General features: G+C 65.5%; 24 protein-coding genes and 2 pseudogenes. 7 read left to right on the forward strand and 19 right to left on the reverse strand.

Annotated features, from left to right (window positions below):
* A partial coding sequence (locus E0T84_RS30090; protein WP_138746298.1) for an RNA-guided endonuclease TnpB family protein occupies positions 1-1,295 on the reverse strand: 1,295 nt, incomplete at its 3' end.
* A 151-nt stretch (positions 1,296-1,446) separates the two neighbouring features.
* Between E0T84_RS30090 and E0T84_RS30095 the strand changes: the two genes are divergently transcribed.
* The 5 genes from E0T84_RS30095 (at position 1,447) to E0T84_RS30115 (ending at position 6,548) form a co-directional block, all read left to right on the forward strand.
* A complete protein-coding gene (locus E0T84_RS30095) occupies positions 1,447-2,181 on the forward strand; it encodes an enoyl-CoA hydratase (RefSeq protein WP_070189263.1) in 735 nt (244 codons plus the stop codon).
* A gap of 1 nt (position 2,182) precedes the next feature.
* Entirely contained in the window at positions 2,183-3,298 is a 1,116-nt protein-coding gene (locus E0T84_RS30100) for an MBL fold metallo-hydrolase (protein ID WP_070189262.1), read from the forward strand.
* Positions 3,299-3,363: 65 nt separating this feature from the next.
* Positions 3,364-5,856: a cation-translocating P-type ATPase gene (locus E0T84_RS30105; RefSeq protein ID WP_138746299.1), complete on the forward strand. Its 2,493-nt coding sequence runs from the start codon at positions 3,364-3,366 to the stop codon at positions 5,854-5,856.
* Between the two features lie 59 nt (positions 5,857-5,915).
* On the forward strand, positions 5,916-6,095 hold the full coding sequence (locus E0T84_RS30110) for an antitoxin (protein ID WP_070189260.1): 180 nt from the start codon (positions 5,916-5,918) through the stop codon (positions 6,093-6,095).
* Between the two features lie 3 nt (positions 6,096-6,098).
* Positions 6,099-6,548, forward strand: a complete 450-nt coding sequence (locus E0T84_RS30115) for an SRPBCC family protein (RefSeq protein WP_070189259.1) — start codon at positions 6,099-6,101, stop codon at positions 6,546-6,548.
* Here E0T84_RS30115 and E0T84_RS30120 read toward each other — a convergent pair.
* The 13 genes and pseudogenes from E0T84_RS30120 to E0T84_RS30175 all read right to left on the reverse strand — a co-directional run bounded on the left by E0T84_RS30120 (position 6,533) and on the right by E0T84_RS30175 (position 17,257).
* Positions 6,533-7,141 (reverse strand): isomerase, encoded by a 609-nt coding sequence (locus E0T84_RS30120; RefSeq protein WP_138746300.1) that lies wholly within the window; start codon positions 7,139-7,141, stop codon positions 6,533-6,535. The genes E0T84_RS30115 and E0T84_RS30120 overlap by 16 nt on opposite strands.
* Entirely contained in the window at positions 7,138-8,355 is a 1,218-nt protein-coding gene (locus tag E0T84_RS30125) for a cytochrome P450 (protein ID WP_138746301.1), read from the reverse strand. The genes E0T84_RS30120 and E0T84_RS30125 overlap by 4 nt, the downstream gene beginning before the upstream one ends.
* A complete protein-coding gene (locus E0T84_RS30130) occupies positions 8,348-8,761 on the reverse strand; it encodes a hypothetical protein (RefSeq protein ID WP_138746302.1) in 414 nt (137 codons plus the stop codon). Before E0T84_RS30130 ends, E0T84_RS30125 begins: the two co-directional genes overlap by 8 nt.
* Positions 8,758-9,815, reverse strand: a pseudogene (locus E0T84_RS30135) (dihydrodipicolinate reductase). The gene E0T84_RS30130 and the pseudogene E0T84_RS30135 overlap by 4 nt, the downstream one beginning before the upstream one ends.
* Positions 9,808-10,857 (reverse strand): dihydrodipicolinate reductase, encoded by a 1,050-nt coding sequence (locus E0T84_RS30140; protein ID WP_138746303.1) that lies wholly within the window; start codon positions 10,855-10,857, stop codon positions 9,808-9,810. Before E0T84_RS30140 ends, E0T84_RS30135 begins: the two are co-directional and overlap by 8 nt.
* Positions 10,854-12,074: a cytochrome P450 gene (locus tag E0T84_RS30145; RefSeq protein ID WP_138746304.1), complete on the reverse strand. Its 1,221-nt coding sequence runs from the start codon at positions 12,072-12,074 to the stop codon at positions 10,854-10,856. Before E0T84_RS30145 ends, E0T84_RS30140 begins: the two co-directional genes overlap by 4 nt.
* Before the next feature lie 8 nt (positions 12,075-12,082).
* The gene (locus tag E0T84_RS30150; protein ID WP_070189252.1) at positions 12,083-12,508 is read right to left on the reverse strand and encodes a hypothetical protein; all 426 of its coding nucleotides are present in this window, start codon (positions 12,506-12,508) and stop codon (positions 12,083-12,085) included.
* A gap of 32 nt (positions 12,509-12,540) precedes the next feature.
* Positions 12,541-13,242, reverse strand: coding sequence for a hypothetical protein (locus E0T84_RS30155; RefSeq protein WP_064914346.1), 702 nt, complete (start codon positions 13,240-13,242; stop codon positions 12,541-12,543).
* Positions 13,239-13,370 carry a hypothetical protein gene (locus E0T84_RS32615; RefSeq protein WP_256366574.1) on the reverse strand — a complete coding sequence of 44 codons (132 nt, stop codon included), beginning with the start codon at positions 13,368-13,370 and terminating at the stop codon, positions 13,239-13,241. Before E0T84_RS32615 ends, E0T84_RS30155 begins: the two co-directional genes overlap by 4 nt.
* 15 nt (positions 13,371-13,385) lie before the next feature.
* A complete protein-coding gene (locus tag E0T84_RS30160; protein WP_070189251.1) occupies positions 13,386-14,189 on the reverse strand; it encodes a CbbQ/NirQ/NorQ/GpvN family protein in 804 nt (267 codons plus the stop codon).
* Positions 14,186-15,715 (reverse strand): nitric oxide reductase activation protein NorD, encoded by a 1,530-nt coding sequence (locus E0T84_RS30165; RefSeq protein ID WP_070189299.1) that lies wholly within the window; start codon positions 15,713-15,715, stop codon positions 14,186-14,188. Before E0T84_RS30165 ends, E0T84_RS30160 begins: the two co-directional genes overlap by 4 nt.
* Positions 15,716-15,866: 151 nt before the next feature.
* Entirely contained in the window at positions 15,867-16,469 is a 603-nt protein-coding gene (locus E0T84_RS30170; RefSeq protein ID WP_138746305.1) for a TetR/AcrR family transcriptional regulator, read from the reverse strand.
* 56 nt (positions 16,470-16,525) lie between these two features.
* Complete coding sequence (locus E0T84_RS30175; protein WP_138746306.1) at positions 16,526-17,257, reverse strand: hypothetical protein; 732 nt, start codon at positions 17,255-17,257, stop codon at positions 16,526-16,528.
* A 139-nt stretch (positions 17,258-17,396) separates the two neighbouring features.
* On the opposite strand from E0T84_RS30175, the gene E0T84_RS30180 reads away from it, so the two are divergent.
* The gene (locus E0T84_RS30180) at positions 17,397-18,185 is read left to right on the forward strand and encodes an SDR family NAD(P)-dependent oxidoreductase (protein WP_064887316.1); all 789 of its coding nucleotides are present in this window, start codon (positions 17,397-17,399) and stop codon (positions 18,183-18,185) included.
* 18 nt (positions 18,186-18,203) lie between these two features.
* Positions 18,204-19,277 carry a dihydrodipicolinate reductase gene (locus E0T84_RS30185; protein WP_138746307.1) on the forward strand — a complete coding sequence of 358 codons (1,074 nt, stop codon included), beginning with the start codon at positions 18,204-18,206 and terminating at the stop codon, positions 19,275-19,277.
* Between the two features lie 75 nt (positions 19,278-19,352).
* On the opposite strand, the gene E0T84_RS30190 is transcribed toward E0T84_RS30185, so the two are convergent.
* From E0T84_RS30190 to E0T84_RS30210, 5 genes and pseudogenes are all read right to left on the reverse strand, one after another.
* Positions 19,353-20,822: a long-chain fatty acid--CoA ligase gene (locus E0T84_RS30190; protein ID WP_138746308.1), complete on the reverse strand. Its 1,470-nt coding sequence runs from the start codon at positions 20,820-20,822 to the stop codon at positions 19,353-19,355.
* Entirely contained in the window at positions 20,819-21,592 is a 774-nt protein-coding gene (locus E0T84_RS30195) for an SDR family NAD(P)-dependent oxidoreductase (RefSeq protein WP_138746309.1), read from the reverse strand. Before E0T84_RS30195 ends, E0T84_RS30190 begins: the two co-directional genes overlap by 4 nt.
* Before the next feature lies 1 nt (position 21,593).
* A complete protein-coding gene (locus tag E0T84_RS30200) occupies positions 21,594-23,150 on the reverse strand; it encodes an AMP-binding protein (protein ID WP_138746310.1) in 1,557 nt (518 codons plus the stop codon).
* Between the two features lies 1 nt (position 23,151).
* Positions 23,152-23,886: a GntR family transcriptional regulator gene (locus E0T84_RS30205; protein ID WP_138746311.1), complete on the reverse strand. Its 735-nt coding sequence runs from the start codon at positions 23,884-23,886 to the stop codon at positions 23,152-23,154.
* Between the two features lie 6 nt (positions 23,887-23,892).
* Positions 23,893-24,590 (reverse strand): annotated as a pseudogene (locus E0T84_RS30210) (gluconolaconase); the annotation flags it as partial.

A 24,590-nucleotide genomic window follows, 5' to 3' on the forward strand; every position in this document is an offset into this window, starting at 1 on the left:
GTTCGGGGCGGGTCGTGATAGGCCTGGCTCCATCGGGCCAGATTCGTCGCCGCGTTGGTGTCTCTGTCGGCGGTATGCCCGCAACGACAGGCAAATACCCGATCTGCCAACGTCATTGCATGATCGACTGCCCCGCATTGGGGGCATAGCCGGGTCGACGGATACCAACGGTCGGCCTCGATGATCTGTCCGCCGCGCCACGCCTGTTTGTAGCGCAGCATCCGGGCGAACTCCGACCAGCCGGCATCGGATATGGCCCGAGCCAAGCGATGGTTTGTCAGCATTCCCGCCACGTTGAGGTTCTCGATGACGATCCGGTCGTGAGTCTTGACCAGCTCGCCCGACACCTGGTGGAGAAAATGGCGCCGAACATTGGCGACGTGATAGTGATGCCGCCCGAGTCGGGCGGCGGCATCCTTGCGGTGTTGTGATCCTTTCTCTTTGCGTGACAACGACTTCGTCAGCCGTCGTTGCTGCTGTATCCCAGCGGCCAACGCCTTGGGCGCGTCGGCGATGCGAGCGACCTCGGTACCGTCCGCAGTGGCGGCGACTACAAATGCCGACAGGCCGCGGTCCACGCCCACCCAGCCGCCATCGCTAGGGCGGGTCGCGTGCTGCAGACTCGGGTGCAGGTCGGCGGCCACAACGTTCAGCGAGATCCACCATCGGCCCCCGTGGCAGCTAATGGTGGCGAACAGGATTCTCGCCCGCCCCTTGGTCAGCATGCACCGCACCCGGCGGGTGTCGTCATGCACACTGATCACCCCGATGCCGGGCAGGGTCACCGAACGAGGACGGTTACCATCCCCCACACGGATCGCCGGCCGTTTGCCCGTGGGATACTTGTTGCGCAGCCGAAACGATGGGATTTCGCGTGTCTTTCTTTTGAATTTCGGGAACCTGACACGCTTGCCATTTCGCTTGCCCGACCGCGAATCCGACCACGCTTTCAAGCCTTTACTCAGGTCGACAGCGGCCTCTTCGAACACCTGCTGGTACACGTCATGCCGCCAGATCAGACCTGTCACGTTGACCTCGGCAATGCCGCGGTGATCGACGACGAAGACCCGTCCGGCGTCGGCAGTTTTCTTCCACGCATTGAACGTGTTGATCAGATCAAACCCCGTCCATGGCATTTCGACACCAGGATTGAGCTTGCGTTGGTCGAGTGAGGATTTCACCAATCTCAAGCACTGGTTGAACGAGAACCGCGAGGCCCCGGCATGCCGAGCCAGCACCTCACGCTGCTCGACTGTAGGTTCGAGGCAGAACCGGAAAGTGGTGTGCCGACTCATCACCCAACAGCGTTTCACGACCCACCGACAGGTCCCCTGCCAGCGAAGACACGCTCCAATCACGGGAGGGTATTCAGCTATCTGCCAGGCCGTGCCGCCAGTCCGTCGACTCGACAACTGCCAGTTGTTCGACACGCTTTAGGCTGGCCACATGATTGGTGTGACCAGAGACGGCAGTGTCCTGACCCTGGAACTGCAACGCGAGGAGCGGCGCAACGCGCTGAACTGCGAGCTTGTCGACAGCTTGCGGGAAGCGGTCGAGCATGCCGCTGAGCAGGACATCCGGGCCATCGTGCTGACCGGCGCCGGCCGGGTCTTCAGTTCGGGAGCTGACCTCACCGACGCCGCGGGTATGGCCGAGAAGCTTCCGGACAAGGCGCTGGCGCTGAACCTGGCGATCGACGCGGCCCCGGTGCCCGTCATCGGCGCGATCAACGGCCCGGCGATCGGTGCCGGCGTGATCTTGTCCATGATCTGCGACCTTCGGGTCGTGGCCCCCGATGCCTACTTCCAGTTCCCGGTCGCCAAGTACGGCCTGGCCTTGGACAACTGGAGCATCCGGCGGCTGACGTCGCTCGTCGGCCATGGCCGGGCGCGCGGCATGCTCCTCGGTGCCGAGAAGCTCACCGCCGAAACCGCTCTGCAGACCGGTATGGCCAACCGGATCGGCACCCTGGCCGACGCGCAGAAGTGGGCTGCCGAGCTCGCCGGGTTCGCCCCGCTGGCGTTGCAGCACGCCAAGCGCGTACTCAACGACGACGGTGCCTACGAGGAGTCCTGGCCGGTCCACAAGGAGCTGTTCGACAAGGCGTGGGCCTCCAAGGACGTCATCGAGGCGCAGGTGGCCCGCATCGAGAAGCGTCCGCCGAACTTCACCGGGGCCTGACGTGCTGCGCGCGGCGCTGCGAATGGGTGCCAGGTCGGTGTCGTTGCTGGCCGGTGGGTGGTTGCTGCGCGCACTGAACGGGACCTATGCCTCGGTGGGCGCGCTCCCCAACGCGATCCGGCCGGTGGCGGCACGGTCCACGCAGTACGCGGACGGTGTGTTCGTCAACGCCGAGCCGGCATCACCCGGGATCACCATGAGCCGCGAGGAGTGGCGCATGCTGATAGCCGAGATGTTCGGCCCGCGTTCTGCCAGCCGGCCGCCTGGGCCGATCCCGCTGGCCGAGCCGGCCGTACCGGTCGACGGTGCCGGCCAGGCGTGCGCGGTGTCCTGGTATGGGCACTCCACCGCACTGATCGAGATCGACGGCTACCGCGTGCTGACCGACCCGGTCTGGAGCCGTCGCTGTTCGCCGTCGCGGGTGGTGGGCCCACAGCGGCTGCATGAACCGCCGCTGCCGCTGGAGGCGCTGCCTGCCGTCGACGCCGTGGTGATCAGCCACGATCACTACGACCACCTCGACATCGAGACTGTGCTGGGCCTGGCCCGCACCCAGCGCGCGCCGTTTGTGGTGCCGCTCGGGATCGGGGCGCACCTGCGCAAGTGGCGGATACCCGAAGACCGCATCGTCGAGTTGGACTGGAACGAGAGTCACCGGATCGGCGAGCTCACCCTGGTGTGCACACCGGCCCGGCACTTCTCGGGACGGTTGTTCCAGCGCAACACCACGCTGTGGGCGTCGTGGGCCGTCGTCGGGCCTCAGCACCGGGCGTTCTTCGGCGGAGACACCGGCTACACCAAGAGCTTCTCCGAAATCGGTTCGGAGCACGGGCCTTTCGACCTGACGCTGCTGCCGATCGGGGCATATCACCCGAGCTGGCCCGATATCCACATGAATCCCGAAGAAGCGGTGCGCGCTCACCTCGACGTCACCGATTCGGGGCTGCTGGTACCGGTGCACTGGGCGACGTTCCGGCTGGCCCCGCATCCGTGGGCGGATCCGGTGCGGCGGTTGCTGTCGGCGGCCGATCCGGCCGGTGTGCAGATCGCAGTGCCACGGCCAGGGCAACGGGTGGATGCCGAGTGCGCGGCGCTCGACCCGTGGTGGGAGTTTTAGCAGCCCTCGAGTGGCAAACTGACGTCTGATCACACGACTGAAGACGGGACGAGGACTGCGCGCGCATGACGACGATCACTGTCGCTGGTCTCAGCGAAGCCGAGGTGGCCCAGCGGGTCGCCGAAGGTAAGAGCAACGACGTCCCGACGCGCGCGGCTCGCAGTGTCTCCGAGATCGTGCGGGCCAATGTGTTCACCCGGATCAACGCGATCCTCGGTGTGCTGTTCCTGATCGTGCTGTCCACCGGCTCGCTGATCAACGGCGCGTTCGGCTTGCTGATCATCGCAAACAGTGGGATCGGCATCATCCAGGAGATCCGGGCGAAGCGGACCCTGGACAAGTTGGCCATCGTCGGCCAGGCGAAGCCGACCGTGCGGCGCGAATCCGGTAGCCGCGCAGTGCTACCCAGCGAAGTGGTGCTCGACGACATCATCGAACTCGGGCCCGGCGATCAGATCGTCGTCGACGGCGAGGTGCTCGAGGAATCCAATCTTGAGGTCGACGAGTCATTGCTGACCGGTGAGGCCGATCCGATCGTCAAAGATGTTGGCGAGCAGGTGATGTCGGGCAGTTTCGTGGTAGCGGGCTCCGGTGCCTACCGGGCCACCAAGGTGGGGCGCGAGGCCTACGCCGCCAAACTTGCCGAGGAGGCCTCCAGGTTCACCTTGGTGAAATCCGAACTGCGTAACGGCATCAACAAGATCCTGCAGTTCATCACGTATCTGCTGGTGCCCGCCGGTCTGCTCACCATCTACACCCAGCTGTTCACCACCGACCCCCGGATGCTGGATTCGGTCGAACAGACCTACCAGGACATCGTCGACAGCGAGGGCGGTTGGCGAGAGTCGTTGGGAATAATCATGAGTCAGATCTTCACCACCGATGCGGTGTGGCATGAGCCGGTGCTGCGGATGGTGGGCGCACTGGTGCCGATGGTGCCCGAAGGTCTGGTGCTGATGACCTCGATCGCATTCGCGGTGGGGGTGGTGCGGCTGGGCCGGCGGCAGTGCCTGGTCAACGAGCTGCCCGCGATCGAGGGCCTGGCCCGGGTTGACGTGGTGTGCGCGGACAAGACCGGAACCCTCACCGAAAACGGTATGCGGGTAAGCGATCTCACGGCGTGTGACGGGTGCCCCACGACCGAGGTCGCCTCTGCACTGGCGCAGCTCGCCGCCGATGACACCCGGCCGAACGCCAGCATGGTGGCCATCGCCGAGGCCTTCCAGACGCCGCCGGGATGGACGGCCACCGCGACGGCCCCGTTCAAATCGGCCACCAAGTGGAGTGGCGCGTCCTACGGCGAGCACGGCAACTGGGTGATCGGAGCCCCCGACGTGCTGCTGGATTCCGCCTCGCCGGTGGCCGAGCAGGCCGAGGCGATCGGCGCGCAGGGGCTGCGGGTACTGCTGGTCGGGTCCTCCGATCGGGCGGTCGACGCGCCGCAGGCCCCCGGCACGGTGACTCCGGTTGCCCTGGTGGTGCTGGAGCAGCGGATCCGGCCCGACGCCGGCGAAACGCTTGATTACTTTGCTTCCCAGCATGTTTCGGTCAAGGTGATCTCTGGAGACAATGCGGTCTCGGTTGGTGCGGTGGCCGGCAAACTGGGCCTGCACGGTGAGACGATGGATGCCCGCCGGCTGCCCCACGAACCGGACGAGCTGGCGGACAAACTGGAAGAGTACACCACGTTCGGCCGGGTCCGCCCCGATCAGAAGCGGGCCATGGTGCATGCGCTGCAGACGCGTGGGCATACGGTGGCCATGACCGGCGACGGCGTCAACGATGTGCTGGCCCTAAAAGATGCCGACATCGGCGTCGCGATGGGCGCGGGTAGCTCGGCCTCTCGCGCGGTGGCACAGATCGTGTTGCTGGACAACAAGTTCGCCACGCTGCCCTATGTGGTCGCCGAGGGCCGGCGGGTGATCGGCAACATCGAGCGGGTTTCGAACCTGTTCCTCACCAAGACGGTGTACTCGGTGCTGCTGGCGATTTTGGTCGGACTCGCGGGGCTGTCCTCCAAGTGGTTCGGCACCGACCCGCTGTTGTTCCCGTTCCAGCCGATCCACGTCACCATCGCGGCCTGGTTCACCATCGGCATCCCGGCCTTCATCCTGTCGCTGGCCCCCAACAACGAACGAGCGCACTCGGGTTTCGTGCGCCGGGTGATGACCGCGGCGCTGCCCTCTGGTCTGGTGGTGGGCACGGTCACGTTCGTCTCCTACCTGGTGGCCTATCAGGGTCGGGAGGCCAGTTCGGTCGAGCAGGCCCAGGCCTCGACCGCGGCGTTGATCACGTTGCTGGCGTCCTCGTTGTGGGTGCTGTCGGTGGTGGCCCGGCCCTATGAGTGGTGGCGCGTGGGCCTGGTGGCCGCTTCGGGGCTGGCATATGTGCTGATCTTCTGTTTGCCGTTGGCCCAACGCGTGTTCATGCTGGATCCCTCGAATCTCAAGGTCACCGGTGTTGCGCTGGGCATTGGCCTGGTTGGAGCCGCGCTGATCGAGGCGCTGTGGTGGGTCCAGGGTCGGGTGCTGGGCGAGAAGCGCCGGTTGTGGAGATAGCTGGCAGAGGGAAGAATGTCGGGCGTTCAGTTGGAAATCGAAAACGATAGGGTGGGCTGATGGGATTCCTGGACAAAGCCAAGGACCTGCTGTCGCAGAATGCTGACAAGGTCGAGCAGGCCATCGACAAGGCCGGCGACATGGTCGACGAGAAGACGCAGGGCAAGTACTCCGGCGCGGTCGACAAGGCGCAGGAAGCGGCGAAGAACGCCATCAACAAGGACGAACCGCAGCAGTAACCTATGGCCAAATTGTCTGTCTCCGTCGAAGTTCCGTTGCCGCCGGAGAAGGCGTGGGAGTACGCCTCTGACCTGTCCCGATACGACGAGTGGCTCAGCATCCACCGAGCCTGGCGGTCGAAGCTGCCAGAAACCCTGGAAAAGGGCACGGTGATCGACTCAATCGTCGAAGTCAAGGGCATGTTGAACCGCGTGAAGTGGACGCTGGTGAACTACAAGCCGCCGCAGTCGCTGACCCTCAACGGCGATGGACGCGGCGGGGTGAAGGTCAAACTGATCGGAAAGATCACGCCCGCGCCGGTGGACGGGGGAGAGGGCGCGAAAGTGTCCTTCGACGTGCACCTCGGTGGCCCTGCGCTGTTCGGGCCGATCGGCATGGTGGTCGCGGCCGCGCTCAAGGGCGATATCCAGCAGTCCTTGAACAAGTTCAAGGAGCTCTACGCGTCGTCGTAGAGTTCTGCGGCGCTGGATCCCGGTGGGCGGCGAAATCGCCGGCTGACCAGCCTGCTGAACTCGGCCGTCGAACGCCGTACGGATTCGAACTCCAGAGACACCAGCAGCGTGTCCACCATGGCGAAGGGCAGCGTTGTCACGACGGCGCCGCGGCCGTATTCGAGGTGCCAGGAGCCGGGGTGGATGGTCAGACCGCGGGCGTGCCCGCGTTCTAGACACGTGTGTTCGCCGGGCAGCAGCGTCGGCAACGGCGCGGTGTCGTCGGACTCCAGATCGTACGAGTCGATCTGGCCGGCGAGCAGGAACTTGTGGATGTCAACGTGTTTGTATCGACCTGAAAAGCCCTGCGTCCCAGTGGGTGACCCGAACAGTACGACGTACTCGCGTGGACTGAAGTAGAGGAACCGGACCTTGCCGAGGATTCCTCCGGCTTTGCTGCCCACCCAGCGCCCGGGTCCGGTGTCGATCAGGTCCGGGTATTCGCCGGCGAGCCGCTTGATTGCGTGTGCGAGTAGCCCGCCGTCTTCCAGCGGCAGGCCGACGACCTGCTTTGCCACGGTGTGCAGCACGTCCGGGTCGATCTTGTACGTCATCGGTCGAACTCCAGCGGCAGACTCGTCGGGCCGCTCAGGCCGAGTAGCGGCTTCCAGGGAACCGGTCCGGCCACTCGAGGGTTCGGAAGCCGGCGAGACAGGATCGTGAGTGCCTCGGACAGCTCGAGCCGCGCCAGGTTCGCGCCGAGGCAGTAATGTACGCCGCCACCGAAGGTCAGGATCGGAGGCGGGTCCTCGCGGGTGACGTCGAAGCGGGTCGGATCGTCGTAGACGGACTGATCGCGGTTGGCTGCATAGGTGTTCACGATGATGAATGTCCCTGCAGGAAAACTGTATTCGCCGATCTCGGCGTCATCGGCGACGCTGCGCACAGTGCTGCACATCGACGGCGAATGCCGCATGGTTTCCTCAACCGTACGCATGGCCAGGGAGGGCTGCTCCCGTAACAGCGCCCACTGGTCGGGGTGGTCGCAGAGCACCTGCATCGAGGCCGCCAGTTGGCTGCGGGTGGTGTCGGTTCCGGCGATCAGGATGGAGAACGCCAGCATTCGCAGTTCGGCGGCGTCCAGCCGGTCGCCGCCGTCTTCGATGCGGATCAGGTCGGACAGCAGGTCGTCGGTCAGGTGTCGCCGTCGGTGGGCGATCATGTCGTCGATGTAATCGTCGAACTCGCCCCACGCCTTCAATACGACCGGCTCCTCCTGGGCGAGATCGCAGTCGAAGCTGACGATTTTGAAGATGTCCTCGGCCCAGCGGGAGAACTGCTGCCAGTCCTCGCGTGGTGCGCCGAAAAGGGCGCAGATGATCGGAATCGGATACGGCCGCGCGACGTCCGCCACGAACTCGCACCGGCCGGCGTCTTGAATACTGTCGAGGAGTTCGTTGACGACGCTGTGGATCGCGTCGTGCATGCGCACGGTGGCACGCGGTGTGAAAGCCCGGGCGACCAGGCTGCGCAATCGCCGGTGTTCTTCACCTTCTATGTTCAGGATGCTGCGGGTCACCCTGTCCCACAACGGACCCGACGTGATGCCGTGGGCGGACAGGTGAATGCCCTGGGGGATCCCGAACCGCGGATCGCGCAATACGGCGCGGGCCATCTCGTAGGACAGTACCTCGGGCCCGATCGGGCCGAGCGCGATCGGCGCGACGTCCTGGGCCGCCCGGAACTGCGGGTAGATCTGCGGCGGGGTGTCGGTGACGGAGTAGTCGAGGGCCGGCAGACCCGCGTCGAAAACACTTGGCTTACACATTGGTGGACAGGAATGTCAGGGGCAGGCCCAGGGCGGACAAGTCGATCTCGTCGAGGTAGGAGCCTTCACCGGAGAATCCCTGACGGAACCGCGTTGCCGACCCGTACCGCTGTGTCACGGCCTCGGCTGCTGCGGCGTCCGGCACGCGGACGACCACGGTGTAGACACCGTCGCCGTGGCGGTCGAGGAAGTCTTTGACAGACAACGCAACCGACGCGGTCGAACCGGGCAGTGGGCTGATCAGCTCGACGCCGCGGTCCCAGTCCAGGTGCACGTGGACGCCGAGGTCGGTGAGTTCTGCTGCGTTGAAGGTGAATCCGAGGTCGGTAAACATCTGCACCATGTCGGCTGTCCGTTCCGCGGCGACCGCGAACACGACATGGTGCAGTGTCGGCTGAGACGTCATCGGCGGACCAGTCCGCGAGGCCGGATGAGTCCGAGGTCGAGGTGGTTCAGCCAGCCGGGCGGGGCATCGCAGACATCGGGGATCGCGTTGATGGCGCCCATGGCCGTCCAGTCGTAGCCGGGATGGGTCATGGTGCCATCGGTCTGCCGGACACCTTTGAGGATCAGCTCGGTGGGCGGGTCGCCCTCGATCACGATCTCGTACCGGGTCTCGCCCCAATCCCATGCCGGTTCGAGTGTGTCGGGGTCGGCGGTCAGATAGATCGCGTGGAAGACGATCAGTGGCTTCCCGCCCACCCACGCGGTCCATTCGTGGCGTTGCGCGGCGACGGTGCCCTTCGGGATCACGCCCTCGTCGTGGGGGATGTCCGCGGCAGCGGTCGCGACTTCGACCTCGGCCGCGGTCACCTCGTCGATGGTCACGCCAAGGCCGTCGGCGATCATGTGCATCGACTGCGCGAAGAACGGCATGCCGAGACCCAGAATTGTTGGCTCGGTGAGGAATTTGTCCTTGTCCTTGCCGAATCCCATCCAGTCGATGTGGTCCATCGGGGCGTCTTTCAGGACGTCGACGACCTCGTACACATGGATGGTGTCGATCCTGCTCATCACCCGGGCCAAGGTGAGTGGAGGATGTCCCCGGCGTAACCGGGATGGATACCACCGCCGTGGAACGAGGTCCGGCCGTCGGCGCAGGCGGCCCGGATCTGCTCGGCGGGCTCGCGGAAATCCGGTGAGGGATGGAAGAACCCGCTCGTGGTCACGACATTCTTGCCTGACCGTAGCAGCCGGCACACGGTGTCGACGTCCATGATGATCGGCGTGTAGAACACGCAGTCGGCGTCGAGCGCGACGACGGCGTCGACGTCGTCGGTGGCGGTCACACCGATCGGAGCGATACCCGCGATCACACCGGCGTCCTTGCCCACCTTGTCTTCGCTGTGCACCAGGACGCCGACGAGGTCGAACACCGGACTCTCGGCGAAGTGCCGCACGCCGGCCCGGCCGACGTCGCCCGTCATCCACTGGATGATCCGGTAGGTCCTGTCAGACATGGAGTACACCTCGTGGCATCAGTAGGGGCAGGTCGTTGTAGGTGGCGATGCCCGGGGGCGCGGCCACCACGGCGGGGATCGCGGTGATTGCGGGCATGGCGGTGATCGTGAGGCCGAGCATGATGAAGTCCTCGATGGTTTCGGCTACGAAGTCCGGCGGAGGTTCAAAGCTCAAGGTGCTCTTGATGGTCGGCCTGCCCTCCACGGTGACGGTGTAACCGAACGCGGTCGACCAGGCAGGGTCCAGCGACTGGCCCTTCGTCCAGACGCCGCGGATCTCGATCACGTCGCGCCCACCGGCCATGCCCGACCACCGGACGTCGATGCCGGCGACGCAGCCGGCGGCGATGGTCCAGCCGCCGGGCAGATCCAGGTCTTGGGTGGTCTGGGCGTAGGTGGCGTCGCACCGGATGCCATCGAGTTCGATGCCGAGCGCACCCGCGACGAGCTGGACCGCTTCCCGGAAGATGCCTGATCCCTTCTCGGTGACTGCTTGCAGGTCGGGGTGGTCGATGGGATAGCCGAAGCCCATCGGGATCTCGGTGGCCGGCGAGTTGTAGATCGTGGTGTCGAACGACTCGAGGATGGAGATCCGGTCGACGCGATCGGAGATGCCTGCGGTGACGACGGCGAACAACTGGATGAAACCCGGGTTGATGCCGCTGCCGAATATCGTTGAGCCGCCGCGTTTGCAGGCGTCGATGACCCGATCGCGGCCGTCGCCCAGGTTGTCTCCGTTGATGAACTCGGAGGTGGTGACGACGTTGATGCCGGCGCCGAGGATGCGGACCAGCAGGTCGACGTCGGCGAACATCGGGTTGTAGACGACGCAGTCCGGTTGCAGGGCCAAGAGCGCGTCGACGTCATCGGTGGCGGTCACGCCCAGCGGTTCGATGCCGCAGAGTTCGCCGACGTCCCTGCCCACCTTGTCGGGTGCCCAGGCATAGCAGCCGACAAGCTCGAGATCGGCATTCGCGACGATGGCGTGGACCGACTTGCGACCGACGTTGCCCGTCGTCCACTGCACGACCCGGTAGGTCATGTGACGGTCCGGCTGCCGGGCGTGAAAGTGACCGGGACCGAGCGAAATCCGCGGGTGACGGAGTTGCCGTGGAACGTGGCTTGCGCCCCCGCTGCGAGCGTGAAATCGGGCATTCGGGACAGCACCCGCTCCAGGCCCACCTGGAATTCCAGTCGAGCCAGATTGGACCCGAGGCAGCGGTGCACGCCGGCGCCGAAGCCGAGGTGCCGGTTCTCGCGGCGGTCGAGGATGCACCGGCCCGCGTCGGGGAACTCCTGTTCGTCGCGGTTGGCGGCGGCGTAGTTGACGATGACCGACTCGCCGGGCGAGAACGTGCAGCCGTTGAGTTCCACCTCTTTGGCCACGGTGCGGGGGATGCCATGGATCGACCCGGCGAATCGGATGAACTCCTCGACCGCGCGGGTCAGGAGTTCGGGATCGCCGATCAGGCGGTCGCGCTCGGCCGGGTTGGTGGCGAGGTAGTGATAGGCGAAAGACATTGCGCTGGTAGTGGTCTCGAGGCCGGCCTGGACCAGGAGCATGGCGTTGGACACGACGTCGCCGAAAGACAGTTTCTCTCCGTCGATCCCGGCGGACAACAGGACGTCGATCATGTCGTCGCGGGGCGGCTGGTCCATGCGTGCGGTCACGGCGTTGTGCAGGTGGTGATACAGCCCGCTCCAGGCGCTCATCCGGTCCTGCTCGGTGGCGCCGTTGAGCGCCGTGTCGGTCAGTTCGACGCACAGCGGCACGTCTTCGATCGGCATGCCGAGCAGATACTTGAAGAACACGATTCCGGGCTGACGCCAGGCGATCTGGGCCAGGTCACCGGAGCCGTTCTCGATCAGATCGTCGATGAGACGGTCGGTCTCGGCGCCGATCTCGGGTCGCAGCGCCTTCATCCGCGCCGGTGAGAAGTACGGGTTCAGGACCTTGCGGAACTTCTGCTGCCGCGGCGGGTCGAGGGTGATCACCAGATCCCCGGCGAGTTGCTCAGCGCCCTCGGGCGTCGGATTGCTTGAGAAGTGCTCCCAGTCCTGCAGAATCTTGACGCACTCCGCGTAGCGCACCGCCACCCACGCGCCCGCCGGCGTCGCACTGAGAAATGGTTTGTCGGTGCGCGCGAACGGCGATTGCTGTCGCATCACCGAGTAGACGTCGTACAGGAAGTCGTTGTCGTTGAAATCCTGGTGGCGCAGATCCCAGTTCTCGGCGTGGCGTTCGAGTGACTCCGGCACGGCGACTCCTACGGGCTCGGCTGTTGTTCGGCGGCTTGGCGTGCCTCACGCTCGTCATGGATTCGCACCAGTTCACGGAAACCGATCCGGTGGTACTTGGGCACCGGCTGGATGCCCCACTCGTCCTGCGCGGTGTCCTTGCCTTCGGCTCCCTCGGGCGGCCCGAATGCCGGGTACGGGACCTTGCATTCGAGGGTGTCGTCGGAATAGCGGACTTTGAGCAGCTCACTGCAGATCTCGGTCAGGCTCAAGGTCGGGTAGCCGTAGTAGACGGCCATGAACGGCAGGGTGAAGGCGCCCTCGAGGACGAGGGCGACCAGGCACACCAGGACCGCGCGCTTGATCCACTTGTGCATGCGCGCGTAGTAGGGCGTGGTGCCGGGAGGGAGGTCCTCGGATTTCTGGTCTTCGGTTGTTTCAGGTGTGGTCGTCACGGTGTCTCTCCTAAGTGCTACATGAATTGTGTTCAGTCGGAGAAGATTTCGCGGTTCACCGTGTGCAGGTACGGGATCGCGAGGAAGGGGGTGATGTAGAAGATGTCGTAGAGCCACCACCCGATGACCGGGAACACGACGCCTGCGTAGCGCACATCGGCGTACATCGTCATGTTGAACACGTACAGGCACCAGATCAGCACACCCATCCAGCAGGTGATGATCATCCACTGGTGGCCCCAGCGCTTCATCTGCAGAAAGCCGATCGCGGCGGCGCACCGCATCGCGAAGACGGTGAGGATCATGCCGAACACCATGGACTTCTCGCCCGGCCCGGCGGCGCCGCCCATCCATAGTTCGTTGTAGTGCCAGAAGTAGCCGGCGTCGAACATGGCGCCCCAGCCGACCATCAGCACCCGGTTGATCAGCGTGTGGTTGGCGACCAGGTCGAGGGCCCACCCGAGGCTGTTGAGCATGCCGTCGATCAGCACGAGATATCCGATGAGCGTGACGATCATCGGCCGGACGGAGTACCCCGCGCGGAGTGCCTGGCGCTGTAACCACACGCCGCGCATGAAGATGGGGAAGCCGATGAGTCCGGGTGCCCACATGCCCATCAGTGCCGCACCGACGATCATCCACTTGTCGGCCCGCCGCTGTGCCAGCCGGGATTGTTCGTGGTGCTCCTCCAGGTTGAGCGAACCCTCTGCCGGGACGGATGCGGTGACTTTCACAGGTCCCACCAGCCCCGGGTGAACGACATGTACAGCTGGATTCCGAACATCGCCAGCAGGTATCCGTAGATGACGATTTGCAGGACGATGAGGGCTTTCTTGCGGTTCTTTTCCTTCTGATCCACCATGGCGGCGATTCCTTCCTAGGCGCTTGAGCTGCCGGCATCGGCGGCGGACAGGCACGCGGACGCGACCTCCCGCAGCCCTTCGGTGATGGCGCCGTCGCTGGACAGCGGGGCGAGGACACATGCCTCTGCGGCTTCGAGTTCCGTGGCACCGGCGGCGATCAGGTGTGCCGCCGTGACGAGTACCCGAGTGGAGGGCGGTTCGAAGTGGAATGCCTCGTCCGCGGTACGGATCGCGGTGGCGCACCGGACCAGTCGCTGTGCGGTGGGCAGTCCGACGCCGGCTTCGGCGACGATCACCTCTGCCTCGCGTTCAGGCGGCAGGTACCGCATCGGCAGCGTGACGAACCGCTGCCGGAACGAGGGCTTGAGTTCTTTGAGTGAGCTTCGGTAGGCGGGGTTGTAGGAGCACACCAGCATGAAAGTCTCTGGCGCATGGACGACTTCACCCGCACGATCCAGGTAGAGCGTGCGCCTGTGGTCGGTGAGCGAGTGCAGGACGGCCAACGAATCGTGACGCGCTTCGACAACCTCGTCGAGATAGCAGATCGCCCCGGCCTTGACGGCCCGCGTGAGGGGACCGTCGGTCCAGACCACGTCGCCCCCGGTGACCATGAACCGGCCGACGAGGTCGGAGCTGGTCAGGTCGTCGTGGCAGCTGATGGTGACGACCGGACGGCTGAGCAACAGGCCCATGTGCTCGACGAGGCGGGTCTTGCCGCATCCTGTCGGCCCGGTGAGCATCACCGGCAGGCGCTGGCGGCAGGCCTGCTCGAACAGCTGAACTTCGTTGGCGTTGGCGTAGTAGGTGTTTTCGGTCATACAGATACCAGCTCCCGGTGGACGTGGGCGAGGACGCGGGGAAGTTCTTCGATTCGTCGGATGCGTTGGGATCGTTTGGGTCCGAACACTTCCGGCAGGGGATCGACGCGGACGGGGCCGACGCCGACGTAGTACATGGAGACCCCGGCGTCGTTGGCTTCCTCCACGGCGTGGGCGGCATCGGCCCAGGCGTAACGGCCCTCGTAGCCTTCGTCCGAGATCAGGCCGTCGCCGATGACGATGAGCAACCTGCGCTCCGAGGGCTGTGCGAGCAGGCGGCTGGTCATGTGCCGCAGCGGCGCACCGAGTCGGGTGTAGCCGCCGGTGGACAGGCCCAGGCTGCCAGGCGGGACGAAACGGCGGTCCGCGAAGTCCTTGAGGCAGCTGACTTCCACGCGATGGCGGGTGTTCCCGGTGAACGTGAATATGCCGTGGCGTTCCCGGGCCGAGGTCATCGCGCGGGACAGAGCGTCGGCGCAGGCGAGCTCGAGTTTGAAGATGCTGCCCCCGTGTACGCCCAGCGAGGAGCTGCCGTCGAGGAGCAGAGCGGTGGTCACGTCGCGGCTGGCGGGCAACAGTTCACGAAAGAGGCGCGGTTCGACCGCCTCACCGGTCGTCAGGTCGATGAAGTGGTTGACGTACTGGTCGACGTCGAGGTCGGAGCCGTCTTCGAGCCGGTTCTTCATGGCCCGGTGGGTGTTCTCCTCGAACCACTTCCGGACGTCGACGGCGACTGTGCCGGGCTGCCGGTCGCGGCTGGAACGGGCTTGCTCCAGAACCGCGACGTGGTCCGGCATGAAGCTCTTTGTCCACGCGTTCCATTCCGGGTAGGGGATGCCCGGCCGGTGGTCGGGGGTGATGTCGAGGTCGTTGTCCTGAGGCCGGCTGGGTGGGGGCAGGTTCGAGTTGCGGACCCCGCCGTCCCCGCCGGCAGGGACGGAATGTGGGGCTGGCGAGCGCTTCTGGTTTGTGGTCCATGGCAACCGCCCGAAGGTACGGCGCAGCTTGTCGGACAGGCCCTGCGGCAGGGTGTATGCCCGCGGCAGGGTGCCGAGCAGTGGGTCGATCGAGAACTGCTGCGAGGTACGCGCCAGGGCGATGGCCCGGTTCAGCATCTCCTTGGCGTCCATGTCCGCGCCGGCCGGTTCCAGGTGTGGCAGCGCTGCGCGAAGGTCTGCCAGCAGCCCGGGCCAGTTCTCGGCGACCCAGCCCAGCGCGACGCCGGCCTCGACGAGGGTGAGTGCCGCCAGTTCGCGGGTCGAGAGCTCGTTGAGTCGGTAGTCGAGGATGCGCTCTTTGGATGGCGAGCACTGCAGTGCCACACCGCAGGTCAGCGTTCGGCGGGTCCAGTCACGACGCGGCGGATAGGGCACGTGCACGACGTCGAGCAGGGAACTCAGACCGAAGCCGCGGTGCTGGCCGCTGACCAGGCGCGCGCCAGTGCGGCGCTGGTCGCTCAACGCCACGGCGGTGACGGCGCAACTGCGCTCGGTCGCCATGGCGTGGGCTTCGTCGAGTTCGGGCATCTGCTGCGTCACGTCGTCAGAAGGTGCCGATGTTGGAGAACATCCAGTACCAGAACCAGATGATCAAGCCGGTGCCGCCCCAGGCGGCCACGTAGCGGAGTATCTCCCAGATCCAGCCGGCCACGTCAGTTCTCCTCGCAGAAAGGATGATTCATCGGACCTCCAGTCCTCGTCGTGCGGTGATGACCAAGTTGGCCAGCATCGCGTCGCGGTGCTGGCTGTTGGCGGTGGTGGTCAGGACGCCGTAGATCCCCAGCATGAAGAATGCGGCGCTGTAGAAGGCGTCGACCTCGGGATGTACCTCGCCGTCGCCGCGGGCACGCTCGATCTCACGGACGAGCAGAACGATCATCGGGTGGTCGCTCCATTCGTCCTTGGTGGGACGTGTCGGCGAGAAGTGCAGCGCGAGTAATTCTTTGAACAGCAGCGGTCCGAATCGTTGCTCCAGGCTGCCCACCAGGCGGACGAGCTCGGTCAGCGCCGTCGCGAGATCATGCGTGTTCTCCAGAAAGCCGGCGAATTCGGCTGCCATGCGCGTCTCTTCGCGCCGCTCCAGTTCCAGCAGGACGTGCTCCTTGCTGGGGAAGTGGAAGAAGAAGGTGCCGTGGGCGACGCCTGCGGCACTGACGATCGCACCGACATCCGCCCCGGCCATGCCCGACGCCTGGAATTCGGCGACGGCCGCGCCGAGTATCCGTTCCCGCGTCTGCAATCGGCGCAACTCGCGTGCCGACTGCTTGGTCTGTGGCGTCATGGTCCGCTCATTTCTAACTCACTTACTGATTGCAGTCAATGAGTGAAGTCATTGGACTAGTCGGAGAAGATCTCGCGGTTGACCGAATGCAGGTACGGGATCGCGAGGAACGGGGTGATGTAGAAGATGTCGTAGAGCCACCACCCGACGACCGGCAGCACGACGCCGGCGAAGCGGACATCGGCGAACATCGTCATGTTGAACACGTAGAGACACCAGATGACGATCCCCATCCAGCAGGTGATGATCATCCACTGGTGGCCCCACCGCTTCATCTGCAGGAAGCCGATACCCGCGGCGATCCGCATGGTAAAGACGGTGAGGATCATGCCGACTTCCATCGCCTTTTCGCCGGGTCCGGCAGCGCCTCCGATCCACAGCTCGTTGTAGTGCCAGAAGTAGCCGGCGTCGAACATTGCACCCCAGCCGTTCAACAGGATTCGGGCGAGGATCGTGTGGTTGGCGGCGACATCGAGTGCCCAGCCGACGGTGTTGATCGCTGCGTCGATGATGACCAGATAACCGATCAGTGTGACCAGCATCGGCCGGACCGACAATCCGTCGCGCTGAGCTTTGCGAAGCAGCCAGACGCCTCTGAGGAACAGGGGCAGGCCGAAGATGCCGAGGGCTGCGGAGCCGATCAGCAGGCTGCCGGAGATGAGCCATTTGTCGGCCTGGCGCTGCGCACGCAGGGATGCCTCCAGGTGTTCGTCGAGCCCGCTGGCCGACGGGCGCGTCACCTCGTCCGCACTTCCGCCACGCTTCAGATTGAACGTTGGCAAGTTCATGCAGACTGACTATAGTCAATCAAACTGGGCAGTCAATCGGCTACTCCACCCGCGCCGAAATGGCATTCCAGCAGGGTTCCACTCGACATTTCCCTGCTGGAACGCCATTTCGGCAGCTGCCTCAACGGAGAGGAACGCCATGGCAATGGAGCAGTTCGGCCTGGAAGGTCAGGTCGCGATCGTTACCGGCGCCGGAAAGGGCGTCGGGCAGGGTATCGCGCGAGTGCTGGCAGAGGCCGGCGCCACGGTAGTCGGCACGGCGAGAACGGAATCCGACATCGTCGAGACCATCGCCGGCATCGAAGCCGCGGGCGGTAAGGGTATGGCGGTGGTCGCCGACGCGATGAGCCGGCCCGACGGGGAGCGAGTGGTGGGCACGGCCATGGAGCGGTTCGGCCGCATCGACATCCTGATCAACAACGTCGGCGGGTCCACCTATGCGCGGTTCCTCGACATCACCGACGAGGACTTCAGGCACACCTTCGACTGGTGTGTCACTTCGGCGTTCATCATGAGTCAGCTTGTCGCGCCACACATGATCGCGGCCGGACACGGCTCGATCGTCAACATTTCTTCGGGGTCGGCCCGGTTCGGCATCCGTGCCTTGACCGCCTACTGCACGGCAAAAGGCGGTCTTGAGGCGCTCACCCGTGCGATGGCGCAGGAGTTGGCGCCCAAGATCCGGGTGAACGCGATCGCGCTGGGGTCGTTCGCGACCGATGGTTTACAAGGAAGCCTTGACTTGTTACCCGGGTCGTTGGAGAAGATGAAGGAGGCGACGCCGTTGCATCGCCTCGGCGATGTGGAGGACCTCGGAAGGTTGTGCGTGTATCTGTCCACGCGCGACTGCTACGCAACGAACGCCATCTTCCACGTTGACGGCGGTATCGACTCGAACAACTCGCCGCTGCCGATCCCCGACTACTGAGCAGGAACAGGATTGACGATGCGCAGAGTGGTCCAATTCTCGACCGGGAACGTGGGCAGGCATTCGCTGGCCGCGATCATCGGCAGGCCGGATCTCAAGTTGGTGGGTGTTCACGCCTCCGGCCCGGACAAGATCGGGCGCGATGCTGCCGAATTGTGTGGAATCGCCGAGCCGACGGGTGTCATCGCGACCGACGACATCGACGCGCTCATCGCGCTCGGGCCCGATTGTGTGGTCTACACAGCCTTGGGCGAGACCAGGCCGATGGAGGCGATCGAGCAGATGTCGCGGTTCCTGGCGGCGGGGATCAACGTCGTCGGAACCTCCATGGTGTGGCTGGTGACTCCGCGCCAGGCCGACGACTGGTTGCGGGTGCCGCTTGAGGAGGCATGTTCGGCGGGGAACTCCTCGCTGTATGTCAACGGCATCGACCCCGGGTATTCCGGGGACACCGCGGTATATGCCGCGCTCAGCCTGGTCACGCGTGCCGAGTCGGTGACAGTCAAGGAGATCTTCGACTACGGCAACTACGACGACTACGAATACACCGGCACCGCGATGGGTTTCGGCACCACCCCCGACGACGACCTGCCGATGGCATTCCAGCCGGGGGTGATCACGGCGATGTTCGGCGGCCTGGTGCGCAACCTCGCCGACCGTCTCGGGGTGGAACTCGACGAGGTTCGTCAGCGTTTCGAGCCGTGGTACGCGACCGAGCGCATCGAGTGCACGATGATGACCGTCGAGCCCAGGCAGCTGGCCGGTACCCGATTCGCCGCCGAAGGCATCCGCGGCGGCGTTCCCATCATCACGATCGAGCACACCACCCGGCTGACCCCGGCGGCCGCGCCCGATTGGGAGTACCCGCCCGAGGGCCAGTCCGGGGTGCACAAGGTGATCGTGGAGGGCGAGCCGCGCATCGAGGTGAGCACTGAGCTGTCCCATCCGACGCTCGACGTGACCGACGCCGGATGTGTGTCCACTGCGGCGCGGGTGGTCAACGCGATCGACTGGGTGTGTGATGCTCCGGCGGGATTGATTGCCGCCGAGGATATTCCGCCGACCGCGCTGATCCGCGGGTTGATGTGGTGACCGTTATCCTGGCGAGCAGACGCAGAGTCGCACTTTCGCGGCCAGTTTTGTGCGAGTTTGCGTCTGCTCGCGCAGTCAAACCAGCCGCTCGCGCAGTTCGCGTTTGAGCACTTTGCCGTAGCTGTTCTTCGGCAGCGTGTCGATGAACTCGTAGCGTTTGGGCCGCTTGAACCGGGCGATGCGTTCCAGCAGGTGCTTGTCGAGCACGCCCGGGTCCACCTTCCCGACCACGAACGCGACCACCACCTCACCCCACTCGGGGTCCGGCGCGCCGACCACACCGGCCTCGACAACGTCGGGATGCGCCAGCAGTGCTTCCTCCACCTCGCGGGGATAGATGTTGCTGCCGCCACTGATCACCACGTCCTTGGACCGGTCGCGCAAGGTGAGGTAGCCGCGGGCATCGAAAGCGCCCATGTCGCCGGTGTGCAGCCAGCCGTCCTTGAGGGTGGCGGCGGTGGCGGTCGGGTTGTTCCAGTAGCCCGACATGACGACGTCGCCGCGGCAGACGATCTCACCGATCTCCCCGACGGCCGCCTGGGTGCCGTCGTCGTTCAGCACGGCCACCTCGACCCCGGAGCGCGGATACCCGACCGAGCCCAGCGTCGCATCGTCGGCGCCGACGTGATCGGCGCGGCGCAGCCCGGTGATCGTCATCGGTGCCTCGCCCTGCCCGTAGAGCTGTACGAAGATCGGGCCGTAGGCGGCCAGTGCCTTCTTGAGGCTGTCGACGTACATCGGGCCGCCGCCGTACACCACGGTTTTCAGGTTGACCGGTCGGGGCCGGCCGGTCTGGAGCAGGCGCTGCACCATGGTCGGCGCCAGGAAGGCGCTGCTGCCGGGGTGGTGGCCGCACAGGTCCAGGAACTCGTCGGGTTCGAACGCGGCGGATTCCGGTATCACCTGGCGGGCGCCGCGCAGCACGTAGGGCGGGATGTACAGGCCGGAGCCGTGGGACATCGGGGCGCCGTGGATCAGGCTGCAGTTCTCGTCCGGATCGTCGAAATCGGCCAGGTGCGCCAGCGTCATCGCCATCAGGTTGCGGTGGGACAGCATGGCGCCCTTGGATCTACCGGTGGTGCCACTGGTATAGAACAGCCAGGCCAGGGTGGACGGATGAGTGACCGGCGGCGCGGCCGGTGCGGCGCCGAAACGTTCTGAATAGGACTGGCTGCCAATGGTTTCGACCGGGGCGCCGGTGGCAGCGCTCAGACCTTCGGTGATCTTGGGTGATGCGAACACCAGTGCGGCGCCGGCATCGGCGAGGATGTCTGCCATCTCGCGCGGGTGCAGTTTGTAGTTGATCGGCACGAACACACACTCGGACGCCCAAATGGCGAACATCAGCTCGACGATCTCGGGCCGGTTCTCACTGGCGACGGCGATGCGGGTGCCACGATCCCCGAGCGATTTCAGCGAGGTGGCCAGCCGCAACGCGCGGTCGCGCAGCTGCGTCCAGGTGTGCAGTTGGTGTTCGCCCAGGAACACCGCGCCGCGGTCGCCGAAGCGGGCAGCGGCCTGATCGAGGGCGGCGAAAACGTTCATTCCGCAACCCACTTGGCGCTCAGCGCGAACTCGGAGAGGTACTTTGTCGAGCTCCAGCCGCCGTCGACGACGATGGTCTGCCCATTGATGAAGCTGCCGCCCTCAGAGCACAGGAAGGCCACGGTGGCGGCGATGTCCTCGACCCGGCCCAACCGGGTGTGCGGGGTCATCTCGGTTTGCATCTTGCGGAACCCCTCGTTCTGCAACCGGTGCTCGACCATCGGGGTGATGGTGACGCCTGGGGCGACTGCGTTGCACCGGATGCCCTGCGCGCCGTACTGGCAGGCGATGTGGGTCGTCAGCGCGGTCAGTCCGCCTTTGGCGGCCGAGTATGCACCGCCGCGAAGCCCGCCGACGACGGCGAACGTGGAGGTGACATTGATGATCGCCGATCCGGGCCCCATGTGCGGCAGTACATCTCGCGCCAGCCGGAACGGTGCGCGCAACATGATGCCCAGGAAGTAGTCCAGGGTTTCGTCGTCGGTCTCGTGCAGCGGTTTGGGGCTGCCCACACCGGCATTGTTGATCAGGAAGTCGATATGGCCCCAGCGCTGTACGGCGGCCTCGACCACCCGGGCCGGCCCGTCTGCTGCGGTCAGGTCGACCGAAACGGTCTGCACGCGCTCCGGATCACCGATCGCGCGTTCGAGCTCGGCAAGCCGGTCCTCGTCGCGCCCGGCGCCGACCACGGCCATGCCTGCCTCGGCGAGTGCGGTGGCGCAGCCGAATCCGATACCGCTACTGGCCCCGGTGACGATCGCGACCTGCATACTAATCACCCTTCAGCCTGGCTCGGATCTGATGTTTCAATACTTTGCCTGCATCGTTCTTCGGTAGGAGATCCCAGATCTCGACCCGCTCTGGTGTTTTGAACCGTGCCAGCCCATGGTCCGCCAGCAGCCGGCCGAGATCGGACACGTCCGGTCGGCTTCCGTCGGCGGTCACCAGGACGGCACAGGCACGTTCACCGGTGCGGGCGTCGGGCAGCCCGACCACAGCCGCCTCGACGATGCCGAGCTGACCGACAAGGAGATCCTCGACCTCCTTGGGTGAGATGTTCTCGCCGTTGCGGATGATGAGGTCCTTGGCCCGTCCGGTCACCTGCAGGTAGTCGCCGTCCACCCACCTGCCGAGGTCTCCGGTGCGAAAAAAGCCGTCCTGGTCGAAGGATTCGAGCTCGTCCTCCGGATGCAGGTACCCGAGCAGCATCTGTGGTCCCCGGGCCCGGATCTCCCCGCCGACCAACCGGATCTCGGCGATGCCGGGACATCCGTCGGTCTCGGCAGCATGCTCGACGCCTCCCGGTGCCAGAGAGCCGACGGTGGTGACCGGCACTTCGGTGGAGCCGTAGACGCGGCTGACCACGGCCCGGTCGAGGTAGTCGGTCGCCCGCCGGATCAGCGATGGCGGTACCGACGCACCGCCGCAGATGAACACCTTGAGATCGGGTAGCCGGGTGCCGGCTCCTTCGGCGGCACCGAGAAGCTGCTCCAGAAACGGTGTGGCCCCGGCCATGTGGGTGCATCGGTGTTGAGTCATCAGGGTGACGCCGTCCTCGGCGTTCCATCGCTCCATCAGTACCGCGGTGCTGCCCAACAGCAACGGGCATTCGAAGGCGTAGATGGAGCCCCCGATGTGGGCGATCGGTGACGGCACCAGAAAGGTGTCACCGGGATCGATCATCCAGTGATCGCGCAGCTGGCTGATCAATGCGTGGATCGAGTTGTGGCTGTGTAAAACACCTTTGGGCCGGCCGGTGGTGCCAGAGGTGTACATGATCATCCGGATGTCATCGGGGATGAGTGCGGGCAGACCGCGGTCGGGCGGCGCCGGCAGGGCATCGAATGCGTGGTGGGGGCCCGGATGTCCGCGCAGCACCACCACTTGCGGCGGCGTGGCCATCTGGCTGCACACCCGGGTGAGCATCGCAGCGTAGTCGTGGTTGCCGAACTGGGCGGGGATGAAGATCGCCCGGCTGTTCGCGTCGTCGAGGATGAAGCACAGTTCCCGGTCCCGCAGTGAGGGCAGGATCGGATTGACCGCCATACCGGCGAGTGTGGCGCCCAGGTAGATGATCGCCGCCTCGTGCCAGTTGGGCAGCATGAATGACACCACACTGCCCGCAGGCATCCATTCGGCCAGCACCAGCGCCAGAGCCCGCGCCCGGTCGTGTAATTCGCGGGCGGTCAGCGTGGTGTCGCCGTCGACAACCAGCACCCGGTCGGGCATGTCACGCGCCGCACCGGCCAGGGCGTCGGCCAGGGTGGTGGACACCCACAGCCCACGGGCGTACGCGTCGGCCTCCCGCGCCTCGTCGCGTCGGGTCATGTCAGCCCTTGACCCGGCGCATCGTCATGGAGTGACGGAACCGGTCGGAAGGATGGGTGTTGACGGTGACCTGGGCGATCTCGCCGTCGGAAGTGGTGTAGGTGCGTTGCATCTGCAGGGCCGCCGATCCGGCGGTAACCTTGAGGCCCGCGGCGAGATCGGGTGAGGTGACGATCGCTGAGATCTCCTGGTGCACTTCGACGATGCTGACCCCGAACAGATCCTCGATCAACGGGAAGATCGGACCGGAGTGTCGTTGCAGCAGGCGACCGACGGCGGCGAAGCTGCGGTTGATGTAGTACTCGGTGCGGCACACCGGAGCAGGATCGCCGTCGGCCTGCCGGTAGCCGCGGACCGTCAGCCACTGCTCGCCGAGCGGGAGCCCGGTGCGCTCGGCCAACTCGTCGTCGATCGTGACCATGGCGTTGGACTCGATGGTGAACTGGGCACCGGTCGCGAAGGCCAGCAGGTCGTTGATCGAGACCACGTCCTGGGCATAGGTATTAGTCGCGGCCCGCTGGGCCACTGTGGTGCCGGCCCGCGGCCGTGAGGTGACGAGGTTGTCGTCGCGCAGGCGGCGCAGCGCCTCGCGCACGGTGTAGCGGCTGACCTCGAAGCGCTCGCACAGTTCGTGTTCGGTCGGTAACTGCGAGCCCACCGGATACACCCCGTCGACGATCTCCTTGCGCAGGGTGCGCGCGACCTGTAGGTAGCGATGGTCGGCAGTGACGGTCATGACGGCTCAGCCTCTGCGCAGCGCCAGCACGCTGCCATCGCCGTCACCTGAGATGTAGAGCGTCCCATCGGTTCCCGCGGTGATCCCGGCAAATGGGCCCTGCGGTCCGGAGAACGGCGGCATGCCCTTGAGTGGTTTGGGGGTCACCCCCGGCGGCGGTCCGACCGGCAGTCCGGTGGCGATCGTGGTGCGGGCCGCCGATGCGAATTCGCACTCGACAACTTCTTTGCTGCCCGCATCGACGATGTAGAGCACGCCGTCGCGCACGAGAATGCCGTGCGGCGTGTGCAATCCGTCGACCAGCGGCTGCGCCGTCCCCCCGGTCACCCGGAGAACTGCGCCGGCCACCGACACCAGCGGTGCGCCGTCGGGCCCGATCACCACCCCGACCGGGGTGTCCAGGCCGGAGGCCAGCACACTCACCGCGCCGTCGCGCACCGAAAGTAGCCGTCCGGCACCCTGTTCGACGACCACCACCGAACCGTCGGGAGCCTGTGCCACGCCGTAGGGCTGGTCGATGCCGCCGGCCAGAATCTGGCTCACCTCGTCCTCGGCGCCTCCCGGCCGGAAGCGAACCACGGTATCCGCCGCGGTGGTGACGATGAATTCTCCAGGGCCCGAGGCGATCACCCCGCGCAGGAAGCCCGGATAGCCGGGGGAGAACAGCATCGCGACGGTCGGCTGGATCGATCGCGGGACGCGGC

Source organism: Mycobacterium sp. DBP42, assembly GCF_005924235.1.
In the GTDB taxonomy this organism is placed as follows: domain Bacteria; phylum Actinomycetota; class Actinomycetes; order Mycobacteriales; family Mycobacteriaceae; genus Mycobacterium; species Mycobacterium syngnathidarum.